Origin of the sequence: Amycolatopsis saalfeldensis, assembly GCF_900110575.1 — a bacterium.
GTDB classification, from domain to species: domain Bacteria; phylum Actinomycetota; class Actinomycetes; order Mycobacteriales; family Pseudonocardiaceae; genus Amycolatopsis; species Amycolatopsis saalfeldensis.
This window is the reverse complement of the sequence record NZ_FOEF01000001.1, coordinates 129,593-153,261: the sequence shown is the minus strand read 5'-3', so window position 1 is coordinate 153,261 and position 23,669 is coordinate 129,593. Positions and strand designations below refer to the sequence as shown.

Annotated in this window: 13 protein-coding genes and 1 pseudogene; 8 read left to right on the top strand and 6 right to left on the bottom strand. The window is 73.2% G+C overall.

Annotation, left to right across the window (positions count from 1 at the left end; all coding sequences use genetic code 11):
• Positions 1–19: 19 nt before the first annotated feature.
• Both BMY97_RS00610 and BMY97_RS00605 read right to left on the bottom strand, forming a co-directional pair.
• Entirely contained in the window at positions 20–286 is a 267-nt protein-coding gene (locus BMY97_RS00610; RefSeq protein ID WP_245787069.1) for a hypothetical protein, read from the bottom strand.
• Between the two features lie 119 nt (positions 287–405).
• On the bottom strand, positions 406–1,200 hold the full coding sequence (locus BMY97_RS00605; protein ID WP_091610910.1) for a thioesterase II family protein: 795 nt from the start codon (positions 1,198–1,200) through the stop codon (positions 406–408).
• Positions 1,201–1,429: 229 nt separating this feature from the next.
• Here BMY97_RS00605 and BMY97_RS00600 point away from each other — a divergent pair, with 229 nt between their 5' ends.
• A complete protein-coding gene (locus BMY97_RS00600) occupies positions 1,430–4,033 on the top strand; it encodes a helix-turn-helix transcriptional regulator (RefSeq protein ID WP_245787068.1) in 2,604 nt (867 codons plus the stop codon).
• A 67-nt stretch (positions 4,034–4,100) separates the two neighbouring features.
• Positions 4,101–4,271, top strand: coding sequence for a helix-turn-helix domain-containing protein (locus BMY97_RS00595; protein WP_177231117.1), 171 nt, complete (start codon positions 4,101–4,103; stop codon positions 4,269–4,271).
• Between the two features lie 79 nt (positions 4,272–4,350).
• Here the strand turns inward: BMY97_RS00595 and BMY97_RS00590 are convergent, their stop codons facing one another.
• Genes BMY97_RS00590 through BMY97_RS00580 form a run of 3 tightly spaced genes read right to left on the bottom strand, consistent with a single transcriptional unit; the run spans position 4,351 to position 7,304 of the window.
• Complete coding sequence (locus tag BMY97_RS00590; protein WP_091610901.1) at positions 4,351–5,310, bottom strand: NAD-dependent epimerase/dehydratase family protein; 960 nt, start codon at positions 5,308–5,310, stop codon at positions 4,351–4,353.
• Positions 5,311–5,323: 13 nt separating this feature from the next.
• Positions 5,324–6,616, bottom strand: a complete 1,293-nt coding sequence (locus BMY97_RS00585; RefSeq protein ID WP_091610900.1) for a nucleotide sugar dehydrogenase — start codon at positions 6,614–6,616, stop codon at positions 5,324–5,326.
• Between the two features lie 34 nt (positions 6,617–6,650).
• Positions 6,651–7,304: a PIG-L deacetylase family protein gene (locus tag BMY97_RS00580; protein ID WP_245787067.1), complete on the bottom strand. Its 654-nt coding sequence runs from the start codon at positions 7,302–7,304 to the stop codon at positions 6,651–6,653.
• Between the two features lie 298 nt (positions 7,305–7,602).
• Between BMY97_RS00580 and BMY97_RS00575 the strand changes: the two are divergent.
• Positions 7,603–17,367: pseudogene (locus tag BMY97_RS00575) on the top strand (SDR family NAD(P)-dependent oxidoreductase); the annotation flags it as partial.
• A gap of 173 nt (positions 17,368–17,540) precedes the next feature.
• Here BMY97_RS00575 and BMY97_RS00570 read toward each other — a convergent pair.
• The gene (locus tag BMY97_RS00570) at positions 17,541–18,275 is read right to left on the bottom strand and encodes a TetR/AcrR family transcriptional regulator (protein WP_091610892.1); all 735 of its coding nucleotides are present in this window, start codon (positions 18,273–18,275) and stop codon (positions 17,541–17,543) included.
• A 70-nt stretch (positions 18,276–18,345) separates the two neighbouring features.
• On the opposite strand from BMY97_RS00570, the gene BMY97_RS00565 reads away from it, so the two are divergent.
• The 5 genes from BMY97_RS00565 to BMY97_RS00545 all read left to right on the top strand — a co-directional run bounded on the left by BMY97_RS00565 (position 18,346) and on the right by BMY97_RS00545 (position 23,498).
• Entirely contained in the window at positions 18,346–18,765 is a 420-nt protein-coding gene (locus tag BMY97_RS00565; protein ID WP_091610890.1) for a hypothetical protein, read from the top strand.
• Positions 18,766–18,919: 154 nt separating this feature from the next.
• Entirely contained in the window at positions 18,920–19,156 is a 237-nt protein-coding gene (locus tag BMY97_RS00560) for a hypothetical protein (RefSeq protein ID WP_091610887.1), read from the top strand.
• Positions 19,157–19,170: 14 nt separating this feature from the next.
• A complete protein-coding gene (locus BMY97_RS00555; RefSeq protein ID WP_091612726.1) occupies positions 19,171–19,929 on the top strand; it encodes an ABC transporter ATP-binding protein in 759 nt (252 codons plus the stop codon).
• Positions 19,926–22,490 (top strand): ABC transporter permease, encoded by a 2,565-nt coding sequence (locus BMY97_RS00550; RefSeq protein WP_091610885.1) that lies wholly within the window; start codon positions 19,926–19,928, stop codon positions 22,488–22,490. The genes BMY97_RS00555 and BMY97_RS00550 overlap by 4 nt, the downstream gene beginning before the upstream one ends.
• Positions 22,491–22,586: 96 nt before the next feature.
• Complete coding sequence (locus BMY97_RS00545) at positions 22,587–23,498, top strand: nucleotide disphospho-sugar-binding domain-containing protein (RefSeq protein WP_177231116.1); 912 nt, start codon at positions 22,587–22,589, stop codon at positions 23,496–23,498.
• Positions 23,499–23,669: the final 171 nt, after the last annotated feature.

The window sequence follows — 23,669 nt, the reverse complement described above, 5'->3', positions numbered from 1 at the left end:
CAGGGTGAGCGCGGGCGGCTCAGACCTCGGTGAGCAGGCCCAGGGAGCAGAGGGAGCCGGCGAGGGCGACGATGTCGTAGCGGGTGTCTTCGGGGTCGGTTTCCCAGAGGGCGGCCAGGACGTCGGCGGCGCGGTCCACGTCGCCGTTGTGCTGCTTCAGGGCGATCCACATGGCGGCCGCGACGGGCTCGCACTCGACCTGGCGGCGGGTGGCGCGGCAGGAGAGCTCGAGGTGGCCGTTGGGGAGCATCCGCTGCGTGACACCGGGAGCGGTCTGGATCGCCATCATGACTTCCTCCGAGGGCTGGTGGTTCCGGCTGTTTCCTTGATGTACCCAGTTTGGCGAATCCGGGGCCGCGCAACCATGGGGGCGGCACCTGAACCCGAGGTGGGGTTTCCTCACCCTTACCGGGTGCGCCGGCCGGGCGCGCTCGCGTTGCTCGCGGTCACCCATTCCCGGAGCCGGGCCGCCACCGTGGCCAGCACGGCTTCCAGCCGCGCGTTCAGGTAGAAATGCCCGCCAGGGAAGACTTCCAGGGCACAGCCGCCCGTGGTGTGGGCTCGCCAGGCGTCCGCTTCCGCCAGGGTCGTCACCGGGTCCGCGTCGCCCACCAGCACCTCGATGGGGCAGGCCAGCTCGGGCCCTTCGCGGTGCCGGTAGGTCTCCACGGCGGTGTAGTCCCCGCGGACGGCGGGCAGCACCATGCGCAACAGCTCGTCGTCGCCCAGGACGGCGGTGTCGGTGCCGCTCAGCTCCTTGAGCGCGGCGATCAGGCCGTCGTCGTCGCGTTGGTGGACGTACTCGACGCGGTGCCGGGACGGCGCGCGGCAGGCGGACGCGAACAGGCCCAGCAGCTCCGTTCCCCGCGTCTCCAGACGGCGCGCCACCTCGTAGCCGACGGTGGCGCCCATGCTGTGGCCGAACAGCGCCAGCGGGCGGTCGGACCACGGGGCCAGGTCGTCGGCGATCGAGTCGGCCAGGTCGCCGACGTCGTCGTAACAGGGCTCCGCGCGCCGGTCCTGACGGCCCGGGTACTGCACGGCGACGACCTCGGCGTCCAGCCCGGCCGCGGCGGCCGCGCGCGAGAGCGGGAAGTACGCGGTCGCCGACCCGCCCGCGTGCGGTAGGCAGACCAGCCGCACGCGCGCGTCGCCGGCCGGGTGGAAGCGCCGGATCCACCGGCTCGAAGTCTCGTTCACGGCAGTCACAGTTCGGGAAGTCTCCGGGGCTTTCCGTTGGGGGACAACCCCTATCCGGTTGCGACAGTCTGTAGTCAATACGCCCCTTCGGGTGACTTTAGATCGCGGTTGGCTGCACTTAGGGCTTGGCTGGAACTGTCGTTGTCGCAGGAAGATGACCGCCTGCGTCGAGGAGCTAACGATGGGCGTGAACTGGGGGCAGAACCGCCGAAACGATCCACAGGGAGCGGTGGCGTTTATCGAGGGCCTACTGATCGAATGCGATGCCGGAGCCGGCGAAACCGTGCTGGTCGGCGGGGGACCGGCCAGCGGCAAGACACAGGTGCAGAACCAGGTGGTGGCGCGGGCCGGGGAACTGGGCATCCTCACGCTCACAGCGGCGGGCGCGGCCGACGAACGGGACGTGGACGGCGGGGTGATCGACCAGCTGCTGGCCGGTCCCGCGCTGCCGCGGGCGATCACCGGGCTGCTCACCGAGGGTGACACCGAGGACCGGATCGCCGGTCTCGTCAGCGCGGTGCACCGGCTGGCCCGCGAACGCGCGGTGCTGGTGGCGGTCGACGACCTCCACCACGTCGACGAAACCTCGGCGCGGCTGCTGCTCCGGCTGCAGCGCCGGACCCGCTCGGCCGCGCTGCTGCTCGTGCTGAACCACCCGGACAGCTGGTATGCGGGGGACGGGCTGCCGTTCGCCGCCCAGCCGCACCGGCACGTGCAGCTGACGCCGCTGTCGGTGGCGGCCATCGCCGAACTCGTCGCGGCCGCGGGCCACGACGGCAGGCCCGAGCGGATCCACGAGCTGACCGCCGGGAATCCGTTGCTGGTCAACGCTTTGCTCGACGCGTACCGCGGCAATGCCGACGACAGCCGCGTCGGGCTCGCCTACTCCGAGGCGGTCCAGCGCCTGCTGCACCGCTACGGCTCGCCGCTGCGCGAGGTGGCGACGGCGATCGCGGTGCTGGACACCGACGTCACGACCGAGGCCGTGGCCGCCGTCGCCGGCGTCGACCCGCTCGACGCCGAGGCGTCCGCCGGGGTGCTGGCCGACAGCGGCCTGGTCGCCGGCGTCCGGTTCCGGCAGCCGCCGGCCGCGGCGGCCGTGGTCGGCGGCTTGCGCGGGCCGGAGAAGGTGCGGCTGCACGTCCGGGCCGCCGAGGTGAAGCACGCCCGTGGCCTCGCCGCCGCGGACGTCGCCCGGCACCTCGTCGCGGCGGGCGAGGCGAACGCCGACTGGGCGTTGCCGGTACTGGTCGAAGCCGCGGAGCAGGTGATGCTCGGCGACGACGTCGACTTCGCCACCCGCTGCCTCAAGCTGGCCGCGACCGTCGCGACCGCGAAGTGGGAGCAGCAGACGATTTCGCAGCTGCTGGCGAAGATCACCTGGCGGGTCAACCCGGCCGCGGCGGTGCCGCACCTGGAGTGCCTGCGCCAGGGCGGGGACCAGCTGGACCAGTCGGACCGGATCGCGCTGGTGCGCCAATCGCTGTGGTTCGGCGACCGCGAGACGTTCGAGCGCGCGTTCGCCGCGCTCGGCGACGACATCGAGCCGCTCGACCCGCGCACCGCGGCCGAGCTGAGCCTGGCCGGGCAGTGGCACTACGGCGTGTCCGCTGCGGTACCGGAGTCCGGCGACCCGTGGCTGCACACCGCGAGCACGCTCGGCGCGGTATGGCGCACCGGCGGGGGCGAGGCGACTTCTGCCTGTGCGGAGCGGATCCTGCAGAACTGCCGGCTTTCCGACACCTCGCTCGAGGCGCTGGCCACCGCGATACTGGCGCTGGCCTACGACGGCAAGTCCGACCGCGCCGAAGGCTGGTGCACCTCGCTCGGCGAGGAGGCCGAGTACCGCGGCGCGGTCACGTGGAAGGCGATGCTCGACGCGATCGGCGCCGGATTGGCGCTGCGCCGGGGCGACGTCGCCGCCGCGACCGAGCAGGCCGCCCGCGCGCTGGCGATGCTGGACGCGCCGAACTGGGGCGTGGCGATCAGCTACCCGCTGGCCACGCTGCTGAGCGCGCACACCGCGGCCGGCGCGTTCAAGGCGGCGGCCGCCGTGCTGCGGCACCCGGTGCCGGACGTGGTGTTCACGACCCTGGGCGGCGTCCGCTACCTGCGCGCCCGCGGGCAGTTCCACCTGGCGACGAACCGGGGCCTCGCCGCGGTCAGCGATTTCCAGCAGTGCCAGCGGATCCTGCGGGACCGCGACCTCGACCTGCCGGCGATCGTGCCGTGGCGCACCGATCTGGCCGAGGCGAATCTGCGGCTGGGCAACCCGACGCTCGCCGTCGAGCTGGCCAAGCAGCAGCTCGGCTGCTCGGCCCCGACCGACAGTTACTCCCAGGGCTCGGCCCTGCGAGTGCTGGCTTTCGCCGGCGACAGCGCCGCGCGCCCGGGGCTGCTCAACCGCGCGGCCGAGGCGTTCAAGGCGTCCGGCGACCGGCTGGAGCTGGCGAAGACCGTGCGCACGCTCAACCAGCTGGGCCAGCGGGCGGAACGGTCCGCGGGGCTGGTCAAGCCGGTGCACGTGCCGCGGCAGGCGTCCGCGGCGGCGTCCAGGGCACCGCGGCCGGTGGCACGGCCGGTGGCGGCCGAGCCGAACGGCGCGGCGGTGACCGAGGGGAATCCGGCCGGGAATCCGGCGACGTTGAGCGAGGCGGAGCTGAGGGTCGCCGAACTGGCGGCGCACGGGCGGACCAACCGGCAGATCTCGGAGACGCTGTACATCACGGTGAGCACGGTGGAACAGCATCTGACGCGGGTGTACCGCAAGCTCGGCGTCCCCGGGCGCTCCGCGCTGGCGGGCGAGCTGGCCGGCGCCGAAGGCGGGCAGTGATGGCCGGCGTGGGCGGGGCGGGTGGTGGTGGCGCGGTGGGATTGCCGCTGCGGCAAGGGAGTGCCGGGTGAGCGGCGATCCGGTGGTGCTCGACGAGACCGAGCTGCGGGTGGCCGAACTGGCGGCGCACGGCACGGGTGTCCACGCGATCGCGGAGGCTCTGGGGGTTTCCACGAGCGCGGTGCGAGAACACCTGACGCGCGTGTACCGCAAGCTCGGCGGCGTGGCCGGGGGTTGAGCGCCCGGAGCACGTATACGTGAGAAGGCCGCGTCCCGGTGCAGGACGCGGCCTTCTCACGTGGCAGTGGCAGCCGCGGTCAGGAGCGGCGGTCGGCGACCACCGCGGCGATGATGTCGTCGAGGGTGCGGGTCGGGGAGAAGCCGATCTGCTCGTACGCGCGGGTGCAGTCCGGGATACGGCGCTGCATGTCCTCGTAGCCTTCGCCGTACGCCTCCTCGTACGGGACCTTCGCGATGCTGCTCGCGGAGCCCGTCTTGGTGATCACGCGCTCGGCGAGCTGCGAGATCGTGGTCTGCTCGGTGCTGCCGAGGTTGAACACCTTGCCGTACGCGGATTCGTCGGACAGCAGGGCGACCAGCGCCGGCACCACGTCGTGCACGTGGCAGAAGCAGCGGGTCTGCTGGCCGTCGCCGAACACGGTGAGGGGCTCGCCCGCCAGCGCCTGCGTGACGAACCGCGGGATGACCATGCCGTAGCGCCCGGTCTGGCGCGGCCCGACCGTGTTGAACGGGCGCACGATCACCGTGCGCAGCCCGTGCTCCACGGCGTAGAGGTGGGCGAAGGTTTCGTCCAGCGCCTTGGCTTCGGCGTAGGACCAGCGGTTCTTCAGCGGCGAGCCGATGATCCGGTCGGCGTCCTCGGTCAGCCCGCTGGCAGTGTTCTTGCCGTAGATCTCGCTGGTGGACGCGACCAGGATCGGCACGTCGTGGCGCAGCGCGGCGTCCAGCAGGTTCTCGGTGCCGTGCAGGTTGGTGCGGAGGCTGTCCATCGTCTTGTCGAGGATGGTGAACACGCCGACCGCGGCGGCGAGGTGGAACACGGCGTCGATGCCGGCCATGCACGACTCGACCGAAGCCGGGTCGGTCACCGAGCCGCGGACGAAGCGGAAGCCCGCGTGCCCGGAGACGCCGGCGAGGTTGTCGAGCGTGCCGGTGCTGAGGTTGTCGAGGGCGACGACCTCGTGCCCGAGGCCGAGGAGGTGTTCGGTGAGGTGGGAGCCGATGAACCCGGCCCCGCCGGTGATGAGGTAACGCACGTCAGGAGTCCTCTCAGTTCGCGAACAGCGCGCGGTCGAAGCGGTAGGTGGCGTCGACCACGGTGTCGCAGTCGGCGAGCCACTCGTAGGAGTGGCCGGGCTGGATCGTGTGGATCAGGGCGACGTCCCAGTCGCCGCCGTCCGGCTCGGCGATGCCGTCGAGGGCGCCTCCGGTCACTCGCACGTTGGGCACGAGCGGGTCGTAGTAGCCGACCTTCGCGCCCTTCGCGGCGAGCAGGTCGAGGATGTCGAGCGCCGAGGACGAACGCACGTCCTGGACGCCGGGCTTGTAGGTCACGCCGACCACAAGGATCCGCGCGCCCGCCATTCCCTTGCCGTCGCGGGAAAGCGTGTTCAGCACGCGCTCCACGACCTGCTTCGGCCGTTCCGCGATGGCGTGCATGGCCTGCGTGACGAGCGGCGCGTTGCTCTGCGTCGCGCGCAGCTGCCACAGCAGGTAGTGCGGGTCGCACGGGATGCAGTGGCCGCCGACGCCGGGGCCGGGGTGGAAGGCCATGAACCCGTACGGCTTGCTCGCCGCGGCGTCGATCACCTCGATCGGATCGATCGCGAAGCCGTCGCTGATCTCCGCGAACTCGTTGGCCAGCGCGATGTTCACCGCGCGGAACGTGTTCTCGAACAGCTTGGTCATCTCCGCCGTCTCCGGCGAGCTGACGCAGTGCACGGCGGGGGTGAGCACGTTGATCACGCGCTGCGCCATCGCGGTGCACGCCGGGGTCACGCCGCCCAGCACGCGCGGGGTCTCGGCCTGCGTGTGCGTGACGTTGCCCGGGTCGATCCGCTCCGGGCTGGACGCGACGAAGATGTCCCGGCCGACCTTGAAACCCTTGGCCAGCAACGGTTTCACCAGCAGCCGCTCGGCGGTGCCGACGTAGCTGGTCGAGGTGAGGATCAGCGTCTGGCCGGCCCGCGCGTGGGCGATCAGCTCGGCACAGGCGCTCTCCAGCGGGCCGAGGTCGGGCATCAGGTACTCGTCGAGCCCGGTCGGCACGCACACCAGCACCGCGTCGGCCTCGCCCATCCGGGCGGAGTCCGTGGTGAGCTGGAAGTCCTCCTGGTGCACGGCCTTCTCCAGCCGGCGGTGATCGCTCTCGATCAGGTCGACCTCGCCGGAGCGGATCGAATCCAGGCGGTTCTGGGACAGGTCGATGCCGATCACCCCGACCCCGCCGGCGTGCAGGCCGAGCGCGGTCGGCAGCCCGACGTAGCCCATCCCGATCACGGCGACAGAGGCCAGCTTGTTCAGCTCGGCGACGGTTTGGTATTCAGCGACAGTACTGGTCATTCCGGTTCACCTGTTTCTGACACGGAGAAAATGCTTAGTGGACGACCCGGACGATTTCGAAGGCCTCGGCCAGTCCGGCCGAAATCTGCGAGCCCCGGTATTCGGCGAGCGCCCGCACTCCGCGCTCGCTGCGCGGGTTGGGCCACGGCTCCAGTTCCTTGCCGTACGCCCGCAGCGCTTCGAGCTTGCGGTCGAGGTGCGTCTCGTCGAGGCGCTGCCAGCAGTTGGGCCGGAAGGCGACCGGCAGGCCGGAGGCCTCACCGACGTCGGTGGCCGAGCGGATTTCGAACGTCCGCACCTCCTGCACGCTGCCCTTGCCGGGACGGCCCGCGACCCGGGCGGCGCGGCTGACCAGCGCGTGGTCGGTGCTCAGGTCGCACATGCTGGTGGTGAGGATCGTGTCCGGCTCGAAGTCGCGGACCTCGCGCTCCACCACGCGGTTGAGTTCGAGATGGCTGACGGTGTCGAGCCGGTTGTCGCCGAACTCGCTGATCCGCACGCGCTCGACGCCCAGCGTCTTCGCCGCCAGCTCGATCGCGGCGGTGCGGTCGGTGACCCCGGCGCCGGTGGCCGACCGCGAGCCGTCGTCGTTGGTCAGGATGCAGAGCGAGACCACCGCGCCCTCGTCGGCCAGGCGGGCGATGGTGCCCCCCGCGCCGAGCGTTTCGTCGTCGCCGTGTGCTCCCACGACCAGGAGCCTGCGTATGTTCCTGTGCATATCGATCCCCAGTCCACATCGGTGTCGTCGAGCTCCGGGCGCGAATTCCTTGAATCTGGAGGAAATCTGACATCGGCGGGGTGTGGCGGACAACCCCTAAAGACCGTCTAAAGCGGACCTTGGCGGCCTCGTCGGGGCGGTGTTCCTGGGGCTGTTAGGGGTGGGTCCGGCGACGGCGGCGCTCGTATCGTCAGCCCGGTCGGGCCTCAGGCGACGGTGGAAGGAACGAGGACACGTGGGCAACTCCGAGGAAAAACTGGTCGGTGCGCTCCGGGCGTCGCTGAAGGAGACCGAACGGCTGCGTGACAAGAACCGCCGGCTGACCGACGCCGCGCGCGAACCGATCGCGATCGTCGGCATGGCCTGCCGGCTGCCCGGCGGGGCGAACACCCCGGAGGACCTCTGGCGGCTCCTCGACGGCGGGGTCGACGCGATCGGGGAGTTCCCCGCCAACCGCGGCTGGGACCTCGACCGGCTCTACGACCCCAGCGGCGAGCGGCCCGGCTCCAGCTACGTGCGGGAGGGCGGCTTCCTCCACGACGCCCTCGACTTCGACGCCGACCTGTTCGGCATCAGCCCGCGCGAGGCACTGCTGATGGACCCGCAGCAACGGCTCCTGCTGGAGACGTCGTGGGAGGCGTTCGAGCGGGCGGGCATCGCGCCGCACTCGGTCAAAGGCAGTCCCACCGGGGTGTTCGCCGGCACGATGTACCACAACTACCAGGGCAGCTACGGCTCGTCCGGCGTGATCTCCGGCCGGCTCGCCTACACCTTCGGGCTCGAAGGACCCGCGGTCACGATCGACACCGCGTGCTCGTCCTCGCTCGTCGCGCTGCACCTGGCGGTGCAGGCCCTGCGCGCCGGTGAGTGCTCGCTGGCACTGGCCGGCGGCGTCTCGGTGATGTCCACGCCGCGCACCTTCGTCGAGTTCTCCCTCGACGGCACGCTCGCCCGCAGCGCTCGCTGCCGCACGTTCGCCGACTCCGCCGACGGCACCGGCTGGTCCGAGGGCTGCGGCATGCTGCTCGTCGAGCGCCTGTCCGACGCGCGCCGCAACGGCCACCCGGTCCTCGCGCTCGTGCGCGGCACCGCGATCAACCAGGACGGCGCGTCCAACGGCATGACCGCGCCCAACGGCCCGGCCCAGCAGCGGGTGATCCGCCAGGCGCTGGCGAACGCGAAGGTCGGCCCGGAGGAGGTCGACGTCGTCGAGGCGCACGGCACCGCGACCAAGCTCGGCGACCCGATCGAGGCGCAGGCCCTGCTCGCGACGTACGGCCAGGGCCGTCCCGAGAACAGCCCGCTGCGGCTGGGCTCGATCAAGTCCAACATCGGCCACACGCAGGCCGCGTCCGGCGTCGCCGGGGTGCTGAAGATCGTGCTGGCGCTGAACCACGGCGTGCTGCCGCGGACACTGCACGTCGACAAGCCGACCCGGCACGTCGACTGGACGGCCGGGCAGGTCGAGCTGCTGACTGAGCCGCGCGAGTGGCCGCGGGGCGAAAGTCCCCGCCGTGGCGCCGTTTCGTGTTTCGGGCTGAGCGGGACCAACGCGCACATCATCCTCGAGGAAGCGCCCGACCCCGAGGCTTCGTCCTCTGTGGACGGAGATGCCGAGGTGGGCAGCCCGGCCGCGGTGCCGTTCGTGTTGTCCGGGCGTACCCCGCAGGCGCTGCGGGCGCAGGCCGCGCGGCTGGCCGAGCACCTGGCCGCCGAGCCGGGGCTGCCGCCGCTGGACGTGGCGCGCACGCTGGCCGCCGGGCGCACGCACCTGGACCACCGCGCCGCCGTGGTCGGCCGCGACCGCACCGAGCTGCTGGCCGGGCTGACCGCCTTCGTGAACGGCGGGCCGGGCGCGATCACCGGCGTCGCGCGCGGTGAGGTGAACACCGCGTTCCTGTTCTCCGGTCAGGGTTCCCAGCGCGCCGGCATGGGCCGCGAGCTGGCCGCCGCGTACCCGGCGTTCGCCGCCGCCTACGACGAGGCCTGCGCCGAACTCGACCGGCACCTGGACCGCCCCATCCGCGAGGTGATCAACACCGACGCGGACGCGCTGGCGCGGACGGGGAACACCCAGGCCGCGCTGTTCGCGTTCGAGGTCGCGCTGTTCCGCCTGGCCGAGTCCTGGGGCCTGGTCCCCGAGGCGGTGTGCGGTCACTCGATCGGCGAGCTGGCCGCCGCGCACTGCGCCGGGGTGCTGTCGCTGGCGGACGCCGCCACGCTGGTCGCCGCGCGCGGGCGGCTGATGCAGGCGCTGCCCGGCGGTGGTGCGATGGTCGCCGTCGAGGGCACGCCCGAGGAGGTGGCCGTCCACGATCCACAAGGGACGGTCGACGTCGCCGCCGTGAACGGCCCGCATTCGGTGGTGCTCTCCGGGACGGAGGCCGCCGTGCTCGCGGTGGCCGCGAAGTTCACCGAAGCCGGACGCCGGACGACACAGCTGCGTGTCTCGCACGCGTTCCACTCACGCCTGATGGAGCCGATGCTCGCGGAGCTCCGTGCCGTCGCCCAGGGTCTGGCGTATCACCAGCCGACGCTCACCGTCGTCTCGTCGGTCACCGGCGCCGAGGTCTTCGACGAGCTGACCGACCCCGAGTACTGGGTGCGCAACGTCCGGCAGCCGGTGCGGTTCGCCGACGCGGTCCGCGCGCTGTCGGCCGAGGGAGTCAACCGCTTCCTGGAGCTGGGCCCCGACGCGCCGCTCACCGCCGTGGTTCCGCAGTCGGCCGCCGACTCCGCCGTCGCCGTGCCCGCGCAGCGGCGTGACGTCGCCGAGGACGTCGCGGTCGCCACCGCGCTGGCAACGCTGCACGTCCGCGGCGTGGTGCCGGACTGGTCCGCGCACTTCGCCGCGCGGGGGGCGGGGCAGGCCGCGTTGCCCACGTACGTCTTCCAGCACCAGCGGTACTGGCTGGAGGTCTCCTCGGGTTCCGGCGACGTGACGTCGATGGGCCTCGACCCGGTCGAGCATCCGCTGCTGGGCGCGGCGACGCTGCTCGCGGACGCCGACGGGCTGGTGCTGTCCGGCCGGGTCTCCGCGGCCACCCACCCGTGGCTGAACGACCACGTGGTCGGCGGCGCGATCCTGCTGCCCGGCACGGCGTTCGTCGAACTGGCCGTGCGCGCCGGGGACGAGGCCGGCTGCGGCCGGGTCCAGGAACTGACGCTGCACGCGCCGCTGGTACTGCCCGAGAAGGGCGCGGCGCGGATCCAGGTGCGCGTCGGCACCCCCGCCGAGGACGGCTCGCGGCCGATCAGCATCCACTCGCGCCCGGACGACCTCGCGACCGCGGCCGCTTGGGTGCGGCACGCCGACGGACGGCTCAGCGCGGTTTCGCCCAGCGCGCCGTTCGACCTGAGTGCCTGGCCTCCGGCGGGGGCCGAGGCGGTCGACGTCGAGGGCATGTACGAAATGCTGGCCGAGCACGGAATGGCGTACGGCCCCGTGTTCCAGGGCCTGCGTGCGGCCTGGCGGGTCGGAGAAGACGTGTACGCCGAGGTCGCGCTGCCCGAGCAGGACCGGCTCGGCGCGGAGGCGTTCGGCCTGCACCCGGCCGCGTTCGACGCGACGCTGCATGCCGTCGGGCTCAGCTCGGCCGCGGGGGAGGGCACGACGCTGCCCTACGCGTGGTCCGACGTCGAGCTGCTGGCCGCCGGAGCGGCCGCCCTGCGCGTGCACATCCGGCCGACCGGTGAGCAGGCCGTGGAGCTGCGGCTCGCGGACTCCGCCGGCGCGCCGGTCGCCCGCGTCGGCGAGCTGAAGCTGCGCCGGATCAGCGAGGAGCAGCTGGCCGCCGCCCGCGCGGTGCCGAGCAGCACGGACGCCCTGCTGCGGGTGGACCCGGTCCCGATCGCCCTGCCGGACGCGCCCGCTTCGCCGGACTTCACGGTGTACGAGGTGAAGCCGGGGAAGGACGCGGCCGCGGCGAAGAAGGCCGTCCACACGGCACTGGCCGAACTCCAGACCTGGCTCGCCGCAACGCCTTCCGGCCGTCTGCTCGTGGTGACCCGGGGCGATCTCGCCGGGGCCGCCGTCGCCGGGCTCGTGCGCTCGGCCCAGGGGGAGAACCCGGGCCGGATCGTGCTCGTCGACGGCGACGCGACGCCGGAGCAGCTGGCCGCGATCTCGATCGCCGACGAGTCTTCAGTGTCCGTTGTGGACGGTGTGGCGCACGCGCCGCGGCTGGCCCGCGCCGTGGTGGACTCCGGGACCGGACCGTCGCTTTGGGACAGTGGCACTGTGCTGCTTTCGGGCGGCACGGGCGCGCTGGGCAAGCTCGTCGCGGCGCACCTCGCGCGGCAGGGGGCGAAGAAGCTGCTGCTCGTCAGCCGCCGCGGCATGGACGCGCCGGGTGCCGCCGAACTCGTCGCCCAGCTCTCGGAGCTGGGGGCGGAGGCCAAGGTGGTCGCCGCCGACCTCGCCGACCGGGCGAAGGTCCGTGCCCTGCTGAAGAAGCACCCGGTGACCGCGGTCGTGCACGCCGCCGGGGTGCTGGACGACGGCGTGCTGCCGTCGCTCACCCCGGACCGGATCGACCGCGTCTTCAACCCGAAGGCGCTGGCCGCCTGGCACCTGCACGAACTGGCGGGTGACCTCACGGCGTTCGTCACCTTCTCCTCGGCCGCAGGCGTGCTCGGCGCGCCCGGCCAGGGCAACTACGCCGCCGCGAACGCCTTCCTCGACGCGCTCGCCGTCCGTCGCCGGGCCGAAGGCAAGCCCGCGCACTCGCTCGCGTGGGGCATGTGGGAGTCCGATGCCGGTATGGCTGGTGTCTCTCTTGTGAGGGGGTCTGGGGGGTTGCCCCCAGGCGGGGTCCGGGGGTTGCACCCCCGGGGGACACAGCGCGGTCTTGGTGCTTTCACCGCGGCCGAAGGCCTCGCGCTCTTCGACGCGGCCCTCGGCTCGACCGGCGAGGTGTACGTGCCGATCAAGCTGGACCTGCCCGCGTGGCGGGACGCCGGTGGCGTGCCGGACCTGTTGCGCGGCCTGGTCCCGACGGCGCGGCGCACCGTCTCCGACCGTGAGGCCGGGGCGGACTCGTTGCTGGGCAAGCTGATCCGGCTGCCCGCGGGCCAGCGGCTGGACCATCTGCGCGAGCTGGTCGTCCGGCACGCCGCCGCGGTGCTCGGCCACGGCTCGGCCGACGTGGTCGACGCCGACCGCGCGTTCAAGGACCTCGGCTTCGACTCGCTCACCGCGGTCGAGCTGCGCAACACGCTCAACGAGGCCACCGGGCTTTCCCTGACGGCCACGCTGGTCTTCGACCACCCGACCGCCGGCGACCTGGCCGCGCACCTGCACGAGTCGCTGCTGGGCGACCTCGGCGACCCGGCTGTGGCCGAGGACGCCCCGGTCGTCGCGAGCACCGACGAGCCGATCGCGATCGTCGGCATGGCCTGCCGCTTCCCCGGCGGCGTCGGCTCGCCGGCCGACCTGTGGCGCCTGGTCGCCGAGGGCGGCGACGGCATCGGCGACTTCCCCGGCGACCGCGCGTGGGACATGGACCACTGGCTGGAGCAGGTCGCGCCGGACGGCGGCACCCCGCAGGGCGGGTTCGTGGCCGCCACCGACTTCGACGCGGCCTTCTTCGGCATCAGCCCCAACGAGGCCGTGATGATGGACCCGCAGCAGCGGCTGCTGCTGGAGTCCGCGTGGGTCGCGCTGCAGGGCGCGGGCCTGGACCCGTTGGCGCTCAAGGGAAGCAACACGGGTGTGTTCGTCGGCGTGATGCAGACGGATTACGACCCGGGTGACGCGATGGAGCAGGGCGGCGGCCTCTACCGCGGCTCGGGCGCGCTGAGCAGCGTCGTTTCCGGCCGGGTCGCCTACGCGTTCGGGCTGGAGGGCCCGGCGGTCTCGGTGGACACCGCGTGCTCGTCCTCGCTGGTCGCGCTGCACCAGGGCGCGCAGGCGCTGCGCGGCGGCGACTGCTCGCTGGCGCTGGTCGCCGGCGTCTCCGCGCTCGTCTCGCCCGCGCCGTTCGCGCAGTTCGTGGACGGCGCGGTGGCCCGCGACGGCCGGTGCAAGCCGTATTCCACCGCCGCCGACGGCTTCGGCTGGGGCGAGGGGGTCGGCGTGCTGGTCGTCGAACGGCTGTCCGACGCCCGCCGGCACGGTCACGACGTGCTCGCGATCGTCAAGGCCAGCGCGGTGAACGCCGACGGCGCGTCCAACGGGCTCACCGCGCCGAGCGGCGCCGCCCAGGAGCGGCTGATCCGCCGGGCGCTCGCCACGGCCGGGCTCGAAGCGTCCGAAGTGGACGTCGTCGAGGGGCACGGCGCGAGCACCCCGCTGGGCGACCGCATCGAGACCACCGCGCTGCTCGCGACCTACGGCCGGGAGCGGCCGGCGGACCGGCCGTTGTGGCTGGGCTCGGTCAAGTCGAACATCGGGCACACCCAGGCCGCCGCGGGGGTCGCCGGCGTGATCAAGATGGTCGAGGCGATGCGCCACGGTGTGCTGCCGAAGACGCTGCACGTCACCGAGCCGACCGACGGCGTCGACTGGGCCGCCGGCACCGTCCGGCTGCTCGAACAGAACCGCGACTGGCCCGGTGCCGACCGTCCGCGCCGCGCCGCGGTGTCCGCGTTCGGCTACAGCGGGACCAATGCGCACGTGATCCTGGAGCAGGCACCCGCCGAAGTCGCGGAGCCCGTCGAGCCCGTCGTGGACCCCGGTGGGGTGCTGCCGCCGTTCGTGCTGTCGGCCCGGACCGCCGCGGCGGTGCCGGACCAGGCGCGGGCCCTGCTGGAGCTGCTCGACGCCACACCGTCGCCGGAACTGCTCGACGTCGCGTACTCGCTGGCCGGCCGCCGGCCGCTGTTCTCCCACCGGGCCGCCGTGGTCGGGGCTGATCCGGCCGAGGTCCGCGCGGCGCTCACCACTCTGTCTACTTCGGACAGTTCCACTGTGGACAACATCGCGACGGGACGGGCGCGCTCCGGCGGCACCACCGCCTACCTGCTGCCCGGCCAGGGGACCCAGCGGGCCGGCCTGGGCGCCGGTCTGTACGAGGCTTTCCCGGCGTTCGCGCTGGAGCTCGACCGGGTGGCGGAGCAGTTCGACGTGTACCTGGGCCGCTCGCTGCGGGAGGTGATGTTCGCCGTGCCGGGTTCCGTCGGCGCGCAGCTGCTGGACCGGACGCAGTTCAGCCAGGCCGCGGTGTTCACCTTCGAGGTGGCGCTGTTCCGGCTGCTGGAGTCGTGGGGCCAGCGGCCGGACGTGCTGGTCGGCCACTCCGTCGGCGAGATCGCGGCCGCGCACCTGGCCGGGGTGCTTTCGCTCGGCGACGCGGTGAAGCTGGTCGCCCACCGCGGTCAGCTGATGGCGGAGATGCCCGCCGGTGCCGTGGTCGCGATCGAGGCGGACGCCGGTGAGGTCACGCCGCTGCTCGGCGCGGGGGCCGCGCTGGCCGCGGTGAACGGGCCGAACGCCGTGGTCGTGTCCGGCGAGGAGGGCGACGTGCTCGCCGTCGCCGAGCACTTCACGAAGCTGGGCCGCCGCACCAACCGGCTCGCGATCGGCTGCGCGGTCCACTCGCCGGTGCTCGACGAGATCCTGGAGGAACTGGCGGAGATCGCGGGCGAGCTGACCTACGACGAGCCGCGGCTGGCCGTGGTGTCCACCGTGACCGGCACCGCGGTCACCGGCGAGCTGCGCGACCCGGCGCACTGGGTGGCCAACTGCCGGGGCACGGTGCTGTTCGCCGACGCCGTGCGGGCGACCGGCGCCACGCGGTTCGTGGAACTCGGCACCGACGGCGTGCTGACGGCGCTGGCGCAGTCCGTGCTGGCCGATGCCGTCTTCGTCCCCGTGCTGCGGAAGAACCGGCCGGAGGCGGCGTCCGCGCTGCTGGCCGCCGGGCGGCTGCACGTCACCGGCGCCGGGCTCGACGTGCGGCGGATGTTCACCGGCCGGGCCGCGAACCCGGTCGCGCTGCCGGACTACGCCTTCCACCGCACCCGGTACTGGCCCTCGGTCGACATGGAGGCGCGCCGGGGGACCGGCGACCTTTCCTCGAGCGGGCTGAACTCCAGCGAGCACCCGCTCGCCGGCGCCGTGCTCAGCGTGGCCGGCTCCTCGACGGTCGTGCTCACGGGCACGCTGTCGACGGCCACCCACCCGTGGCTGGCCGACCGCCGCGTGGACGGGGCCGCGGTGTTCCCGGCCGCCGGGTTCGTCGAGCTGGCGATCCGGGCCGGCGACGAGGCCGGCTGCGGACGGCTGGTCCGGCTGGCGACCGCCGCGCCGCTCGTGCTCGGCCAGGAGAAGACGCAGCTGCAGGTCCTCGTCGGCGCGCCCGGCGAGGACGGGCACCGGCCGGTGACCGTCCACTCGCGACAGGACGGCGACTGGACCCGGCACGCGGAGGGCTCGCTGGCCCCGGACGAGGGTCCCGAGCCGGATCCGCTGACGCAGTGGCCCCCGCCCGGCGCGGTCGCCGCCGACGTCGGCGAGCTGTACGGCCTGCTCGCCGACGCGGGACTGGACTACGGCCCCGGCTTCCGGCGGCTGCGCTCGGCCTGGATCGCGGACGGCTCGGTGTTCGCCGAGCTCGACCTCGACGCCGGCATGGGCGCCGACCGGTTCGGGCTGCACCCGGCCGCGCTCGACGCCGCCCTGCACGCCACCGCACTGTCCACTGTGGCCGCGATCGACCAGGTTCCGGCCGAGTGGAGCGATTTCCGGCTCTTCGCCACCGGCGCCGCCCGGCTGCGGGTCCGGCTGACGCCGATCGGCGAGGGGGCCGTCTCGCTGCTGCTCACCGACCGTTCGGGGACCCCGGTCGCCGCCGCCGGTTCGGTGACGCTGCGCCGGGCGGAGCTGCCCGAGACGGTCGGCACGGCCAAGCGGGCGACGACCCGGGCGCGGCGGACGGTGGTGGAAATGCCCGTCGCGGAACCGGCTTCGCTGGAGCTGACCGAGAAGGGCCTGCGGCAGTTCGTGCTCGACCGGGCCGCGGCGCTGCTCGGTTACGACGGGACGGACGTGATCGACCCGGACGCGCACTTCCTGGAGTTCGGCTTCGACTCGCTCACCGCCGTCGAGCTGCGCAACGTGATCGCGCAGGCAGCCCAGGTGACGCTGCCGGCCTCGGTGGTGTTCGACCACCGGACCCCGGCGGGACTGGCCAAGCACCTGCTCGGCCTGCTCACCGGCGGCGGTCCGGCGGAGGTCGCGGGGGACCCGGTGAAGGAGCTGTTCTTCGAAGCGGTCCGCGGCGGCCGGGTGGAGGACGGGATCGCGCTGCTCGGCGCGGCGGCCCGCCTCCGGCCGAAGTTCACCGGTGCCGCCGACCTGGCCGAGGAGCCCCGGCCGCTGGAGCTGGCCGCCGGTGCGGCCTCGCCCCGGCTGCTCGCGGTGCCGCCGCCCGCGGCGATGGGCGGCGCGTACCAGTACGCGAAGCTCGCCGCGCAGTTCCGCGGCGTCCGGGCGTTCTCGGCCCTGCCCACGCCCGGTTTCCTTACCGGGGAACGGGTTCCGGCCGATGTCGAGGCCATGCTGGACGTGCTCGCCGAGAGCGTCCGGCTCGGCGCGGACGGGCAGCCGTACGCGCTGCTCGGCTACTCCTCCGGCGGCGTGCTGGCGTACGCGCTGGCCGCGCGGCTGGAGAAGACCGGCCCCGCGCCGGCGGCCGTGGTCCTGCTCGACAGCTACGAGATGGACGGCGGCGGCGAGGCCACCGCGGACACCGTGTCCGACATGGCGGCGGGCATGATCGAGCGCGAGGAGCAGTACGGCCCGTTCGACCGCGACAAGCTCACCGCGATGGCCCACTACCTGGGCTTGCTGGAGGAGGTCGACCTCGGCGAGGTCGCGGCGCCGACCGTGCTCGTCCGGCCGGAACACCGCTTCACCACCGGCGGCGAACCGGCGCGGGACACCGGGGACCCGGCCACCTGGCGCACGACCTGGCACCGCGCGGACACGGTGCTCACCGTCCCGGGCGACCACTTCAGCCTGGTCGACGCCGACGCCGCCACAACCGCGAAGGCCGTCGGCAGCTGGTTCGAGGGGCTCGGCTCGGACTGATTTGCCGATGGTCGTTGCGGTTGGTCGGACGGGCTGGGCGTGGACTGACTCGTCGACGATCGCCGCGGTTGGTCCGACGGGCTCGGCACGGCCGCCGAGGCCGTCTAACCAGCCTGCTCCGCCGCGGGTGGCGTTCGGTGCGCCGGATGCCACCCGGGCCTGCGACGGCCGGGTCAGCGGCGGGAACCGGTGAGCAGCCCGGCGATGCCGTCGAGCACGCGGTCCAGCCCGAACTCCACTGTGGTGGCCGCGGGGTAGCGGCCGGCCGCCGCCAGTGCGGCCAGCCGCGGGTAGCCGCGGTCCGCGAGCAGGGGCTGCAGGAACGCGCGCAGCTCCTCGGCCTGTTCGGGGGCGTCGGCCGAGTGCGGGTCGTCGAGGGCGCGCTGCCGTTCGGCGGCGGTGCGGGCGAAGTCGGTCACCAGCCGGGCGCAGCCGAGTGCGTCCACATCGGACAGTCCGGCGCCGTCCAGTGCGGTGAGCAGCAGTTCCGTCCAGCGGAGCCGATGCGGGGTCACCGCGCCGCCGCGGAACGGCACGTCCAGCAGCCACGGCCGGCTGCGGTAGCGCTCCAGCGCGGCGTGGGTCCAGGCCCGGACGGTTGCCCGCCAGTCACCGGCCGCGCCCAGGTCCGCCGGCGGCGGCCCGAAGCCGGCGTCGGCCAGCAGGACCACCAGTTCGTCCTTCGACCCGACGTAGCGGTACAGCGCGTTGGTGGTCAGCCCGAGCGAGGCGGCGATGTTCGGCAGCGAGGCGGCGGCCAGTCCTTCTTCGTCGGCCAGCTCGACGGCCGCGGCCACGATCGCCGCGACGGTGTGCGACGGCTTGGGCCCGCGCCGGGGGCGCGGCGCGTCGGACCACGCGGGCCGCAGCCCCGGCGGCAGGTCCCGGGGATCGTTTTGAGTCGGCATCTATCGCTCCGCAGTCTCCTTCAGTAAACTGTGTAAGTCTTACACTAATCGGAGCTGGGGGCGAGCGGACGTGAGCGAGACCAACCGGTTCGGGCTGGGTCGGGTGACCGAACTGGATCGGAAGCTGGCGGCGACCGAGATCGAATACGCCCGCTCGACCGGGTTGTACGACGGCCAGGAGGCGGCCCGCCGGCTGGCCCGCGTCCGGCTGGCCACCACCCGGATGGCGTTGCGGCTGGCGGTCGAGGGCGGGTCCGGCGAGGCCGCGCCGGCGTTGCTGGAAGCGGCGCCGGGGATTGCGGCCCGGCTGTGGGCGCTGGTCGGCGGCGTGAACGTGCTGATCTGGCTGTTCATCGGCGCGATCGGCGGCCAGTGGGACCCGCTGTGGCTGATCTGGGTGCTGCTCGGCGGTGGGGTGCTGGTCGCGGGCATCTGGGGCCTGCGGGACTGGGACCGCCGCCTGCGCGCGACCGCCGGCGACTCCGCCTGAGCTTTCCCGAAACCGGCCTGCGGAGACCCCTGAAGGGCCACACTCGGATCCCCGGACCTGGGGGTGGCTTCCCTGATCGGCCCGGCTGCGCTAAACTGTGCAAGCCTTACACAATTAATCCCGTCACTCCGCCGACGCCGATATGGGGGGCCTCATGCCGGAGAGCACCGAAGAAACCCGCTCGGCGGGTGGTACCGCCCGCCGGATCATCACGGTCGTCTGGGCCGTGGTCAGCGGCGTGCAGTTCGTCATCTGGCTCCTGATGAGCCTGATCAGCATGTCGTTCAAGTCGCCGTTCTGGCTGTGGACGATCGGTATCGGCGGGGTCGCCCTCGCCCTGTGGTGGTATCTCGACCCGGCTCGCCGCGGCGCCCGGGGCGGAACGGAGTGAACGACGTGCCCACGATGACCTCAGTCGAGTCGCCGGTCCAGCTGGACGCGGTGCACAAGACCTACGGCTCCGGCGACAGCGCGGTCGAAGCGCTCGCCGGAGTCTCGGTTTCCTTCCCGGCCGGGACTTTCACCGCGGTGATGGGCCCGTCCGGTTCCGGCAAGAGCACGCTGCTGCACTGCGCGGCGGGGCTCGACAAGCCGACCTCGGGCCGCGTGACCCTGGTGGGGACCGACTTGAAGGGCAAGAGCGAGACCAAGCTGACGCTGCTGCGCCGCGACCACGTCGCGTTCATCTTCCAGTCGTTCAACCTGATGCCCGCGCTGAACGTGGAGCAGAACGTCACCCTGCCGACGCTGCTGGCCGGCCGCGAGCCGGACCAGGCGTGGGTGGACCAGGTGATCGCGCGGGTCGGGCTGTCGCAGCGGGTGAAGCACCGTCCGGGCGAGCTGTCCGGCGGGCAGCAGCAGCGCGTGGCGATCGCCCGCGCGCTCGCCGCCCGCCCGGCGGTGGTGTTCGCCGACGAGCCGACCGGCGCGCTCGACACGAACACTGCGCTCGAGGTGCTCACGCTGATGCGCGAGCTGGTGAGCGCGGGCCAGACCATCGTCATGGTCACGCACGACCCGGTCGCCGCCTCGTACGCGGACAACGTGCTGTTCCTGGTGGACGGCCGGATCGTCACGCAGATGGCCGCGCCGGGCGTCGAGGCGGTCGCGGCCACCCTGGCGCAGCTCGGTGCCCAGGCCAAGCAGGCCCGGGGGCAACGGTGAGCTCGCGGCGGGTGGTCCTCAACCTGGCGCTGTCGAGCCTGAAGTTCCGCGCGGCCGCGTCGCTGGCGTCGTTCGTCGCCATCCTGATCGGCTGCGGGCTGCTGATCGCGTGCGCCGGGCTGTTCGAGACAGCGATCGTGCTGCAGGCCCAGCCGCAGCGGCTGGCTTCCGCGCCGATCGTGGTCGGCGGCTCCGCCGGCTTCAAGCTGCCGGACGAAGAGTCCCAGGTGGTCCCGTACGCCGAGCGCGCCGGGCTGCCCGAGGCCCAGGTGGCGAAGATCGCCGGCGTCCAGGGTGTGCAGCGCGCGGTGCCGGACGTCTCGTTCGCCGCGGTGCTGCTGCCGGACGGCGCGCCGCAGACCAGCGGTTCGTCCGTCCTTTCCGGACACGGCTGGGACTCCGCCGCGCTCGGCGGCTACACCCTGCGCGAGGGCGGGCAGCCGCAGGCGCCGGGCCAGGTCGTGCTCGACTCGGCCACCGCGGCCGCGGCCGGGATCAAGGCCGGTGCCACCGTCGAACTCGCGGTGGACGGGCAGAAGCAGGGTTTCACCGTGTCCGGGATCGCCGAGCCGGCGTTGACCGTGCAGTCGCCCGCGTTCTTCTTCTCGAACGGCGACGTCCAGCGGTTCTCCCCGCACCAGGGCCAGGTCGGCCTGGTCGGCGTCTTCCCGGCCGACGGGGTGGACGCCGGTGAGCTGGCCGGGCGCATCGCGGACCAGGTCCCCGGCGTCAGCGTGCTGACCGGTGACGACCGCGGCGCGGCCGAGTTCCTCGGCGTCGACGCCAGCCAGCTGCCGCTGATCCTGCTCGCCGCGGTGTTCGGCGGCATGGTGCTGGTGGTCATGGCGCTGGTCGTCTCCGCGACGATCAGCCTGACCGTGCGGCAGCGACAGCAGGAACTCGCGCTGCTGCGCGCGACCGGCGCGACCCCGAAACAGGTCCACCGCATGGTGCTCGCCGAGACCATGGCGGTCGGCGCGATCGCCGCGGTGTGCGGCGCGTTCCTCGGCAGCCTGATCGGCAACCAGATCTTCTCGACCAGCGAGTCGATCGGCATCGTGCCGCCGGAGCTGGCGTTCCGGCAGGACATCATCGCGTTCGCCGCCGGCATCGTGGCCACGCTCGCCATCACCTACGGCGCGGCCTGGTTCGCGGCGCTGTCGGCGGCGCGGGCGCGGCCGATCCAGGCACTGGCCGAGGCCGCGATCCCGAGCGCGAAGGTGAACCCGTTGCGCCGCATGGGCGCGCTGGTGTTCGGGGCGGCGACGGTGCTGCTGGCCGCCACGACGGTGTTCATGCCCGCCGACACGGCGTCGGCGATCGGCGGACCCGCGGTGCTGACCGGGGCCATCGCCGTGGCGCTGTTCGGCCCGGAGATCATGGCGTACGTCGCCGACCGGTTCGGCCCGCTCATCCGCCGGGTCGCGGGCCGGGACGCCACGCTGGCCGTGATCAACTCGCGGGCCCGCGCGGTGGCGTTCGCCGCGGCGCTCACGCCGATCACGCTCGCCAGCGCGGTCGCCCTCGGCAACGTGTATTCGGAGACCACGGCGCAGAAGGCCCAGGTGGCGGCGTATGCCGACCAGCTGCAGGCCGACGCGGTGGTCAGCACCGGCAACGGGGGCGTCTCGCCGGAGGAGTTCGCGCAGATCCGCAGCACGCCCGGCGTCGGCACGGCTTCGCCGCTGGTCACCAGCTCCGGCTGGATCGAGCAGCCTTACGACGGCAACGGCAGCGACCCGTTGCGCCTGCTCGGCGTCGCCGCCGAGGACCAGGGCGGCTCGGTGCTCTCCACCCCGGTGACCGAGGGCTCGCTGAAGAACCTCACCGGCGACAGCGTCGCGCTGCCCGCGAGCGTCGCCGACGACCTCGGCATCAAGCTGGGCGACAAGATCACCATGCGGCTCGGCGACGGGGCGCAGGCCCAGGTGGGCGTGGTCGCGCTGCTCGACAGCCCGTCGAGCTACGCGAGCATGGTGCTGCCGGCCGACCTGCTCACCGCGCACACCACCAGCGGCCTGCCCGCGCAGGTGCTCGTCAAGGCCGCCGGCGGCACGGACGCGAGCGACCTGGTGTCGAAGCTGAGCGACCAGGCCAAGGTCTGGCCGGGCGTGAGCGTCGGCGGCGACGAGGCGCTGACGCAGAACTTCCAGGCCAGCGCCGACGTCGAGGCGATGATCAACTACCTGCTGGCCGTGCTCGCCATCGCCTACGCGGCGATCGCGGCGGTGAACACGCTGGCGGTGGCCGTGCTGGCCCGTCGCCGGGAGTTCGGCGCGCAGCGGCTGGCGGGCGCGGACCGCGGGCAGGTGCGGCGGATGCTGTTCATCGAGGGCGGCATCGTCGCGGTGACCGGACTGGTGCTGGGGATCGTCATCTCGCTGTTCACCGTGCTGCCGATGGCGATTTCGACCGGCGAGATCATCCCGTCCGGACCGGTCTGGGTATTCCTCGGCGTGGTGCTCGCGGTATTCCTGATCGTCTGGCCGGTCACCGCGCTTTCCGCGCGGCTGGCGATGCGGCGCAGTCCGATCGAGGCAGTGACCCTGCCCGGGCAGTAGTTTTGTAGGGGTACGCGGGCCGCTCCGGCGTGGATAGTCTCGAATTCGACTATCCGCACCGGGTGCGGCCCGGTTCCCTTTTCTGGAGTGAATTCCATGCGAGTACTGCTGGCCGCTCCGTCGTCGCCCGCCCGCCTGCGCAACCTGGTGCCCCTCACGTGGGCATTGCGCACCGCCGGCCACGACGTGAAGATCGCCGGACGGCCGTCGTTCGTCGAGGAGATCCTTCGCACCGCCACCGTCGCGGTGGACCTCGAGAGCGGGGACGGCGCCGCGCTCACCGAGTCGGCCGCGCTCACCGAATTCGCGAAGCTGTGGCGGCCCCGGGTGGTGGTCTCCGATGGACAGGCGCCTGCCGGGACGGCCGCTGCCCGCGCCGTCGAGGCCGTCGCCGTGCGCCTGCTCGGCGCGCTGGACGAGCCGGGCGAGAGTGACGCCGACCTGACCTTCGACGCTGTTCCCGCTTCGCTGCGTGACAGCGGCGACGGGGTGTCGCCGATGCGGCACGTGCCGTACTTCGGGCCGGTCGAGGTGCCGACCTGGTTGCGCCGCAAGGCAAGGCGCAGCCGGGTGCTGCTGACCCTGTCGGACGCGACGTGGTTCGGCCCGGTCTTCGACGCCGTCGCGGAGGTGGACGCCGAGGTGGTCTGCGCGGCGAGCACGGCGGACTTCCCGGCCGGGACGACCGTGCCCGCGAACGTCCGCCTGGTCGACTCCGCGCCGCCGGCCGCGCTGCTGCCCACCTGCGCCGCCGTGCTCCACGACGGTGACGCGGAGCTGGCGCTGGCCGCGGCGGCGCACGGGCTCCCGCAGCTTTCGCTCACCGCGTCGGCGCTCGCCCGGCGGGTCGAAGCGGCCGGCGCCGGGCTGGTCGACGCGGCACCCTCGACCGGGCAGATCCGTGATCTGGTCGCCGGCGGAACACTGCGTGCCGGGGCGGACGCGCTGCGGGACGAGATCGCCGCGGCACCGGCCCCACGCGCGGTCGCGGCCCGGCTGACCCGCTGATTGTGGGGCCGTTAGGGGTGGGGCGGCCAAAAGGACCTCGGTAGCGTTTTCGGCGTGGCGCGGTAGCCATTCACGAGGCCGAATGCGTCTTTTCGCGGTTAGGTGGTCGATTACGTGAGTATCGATTTCTGCTCCGGCGGTTCTTTCCGTGCCGCCATTTCCCGGCGATCC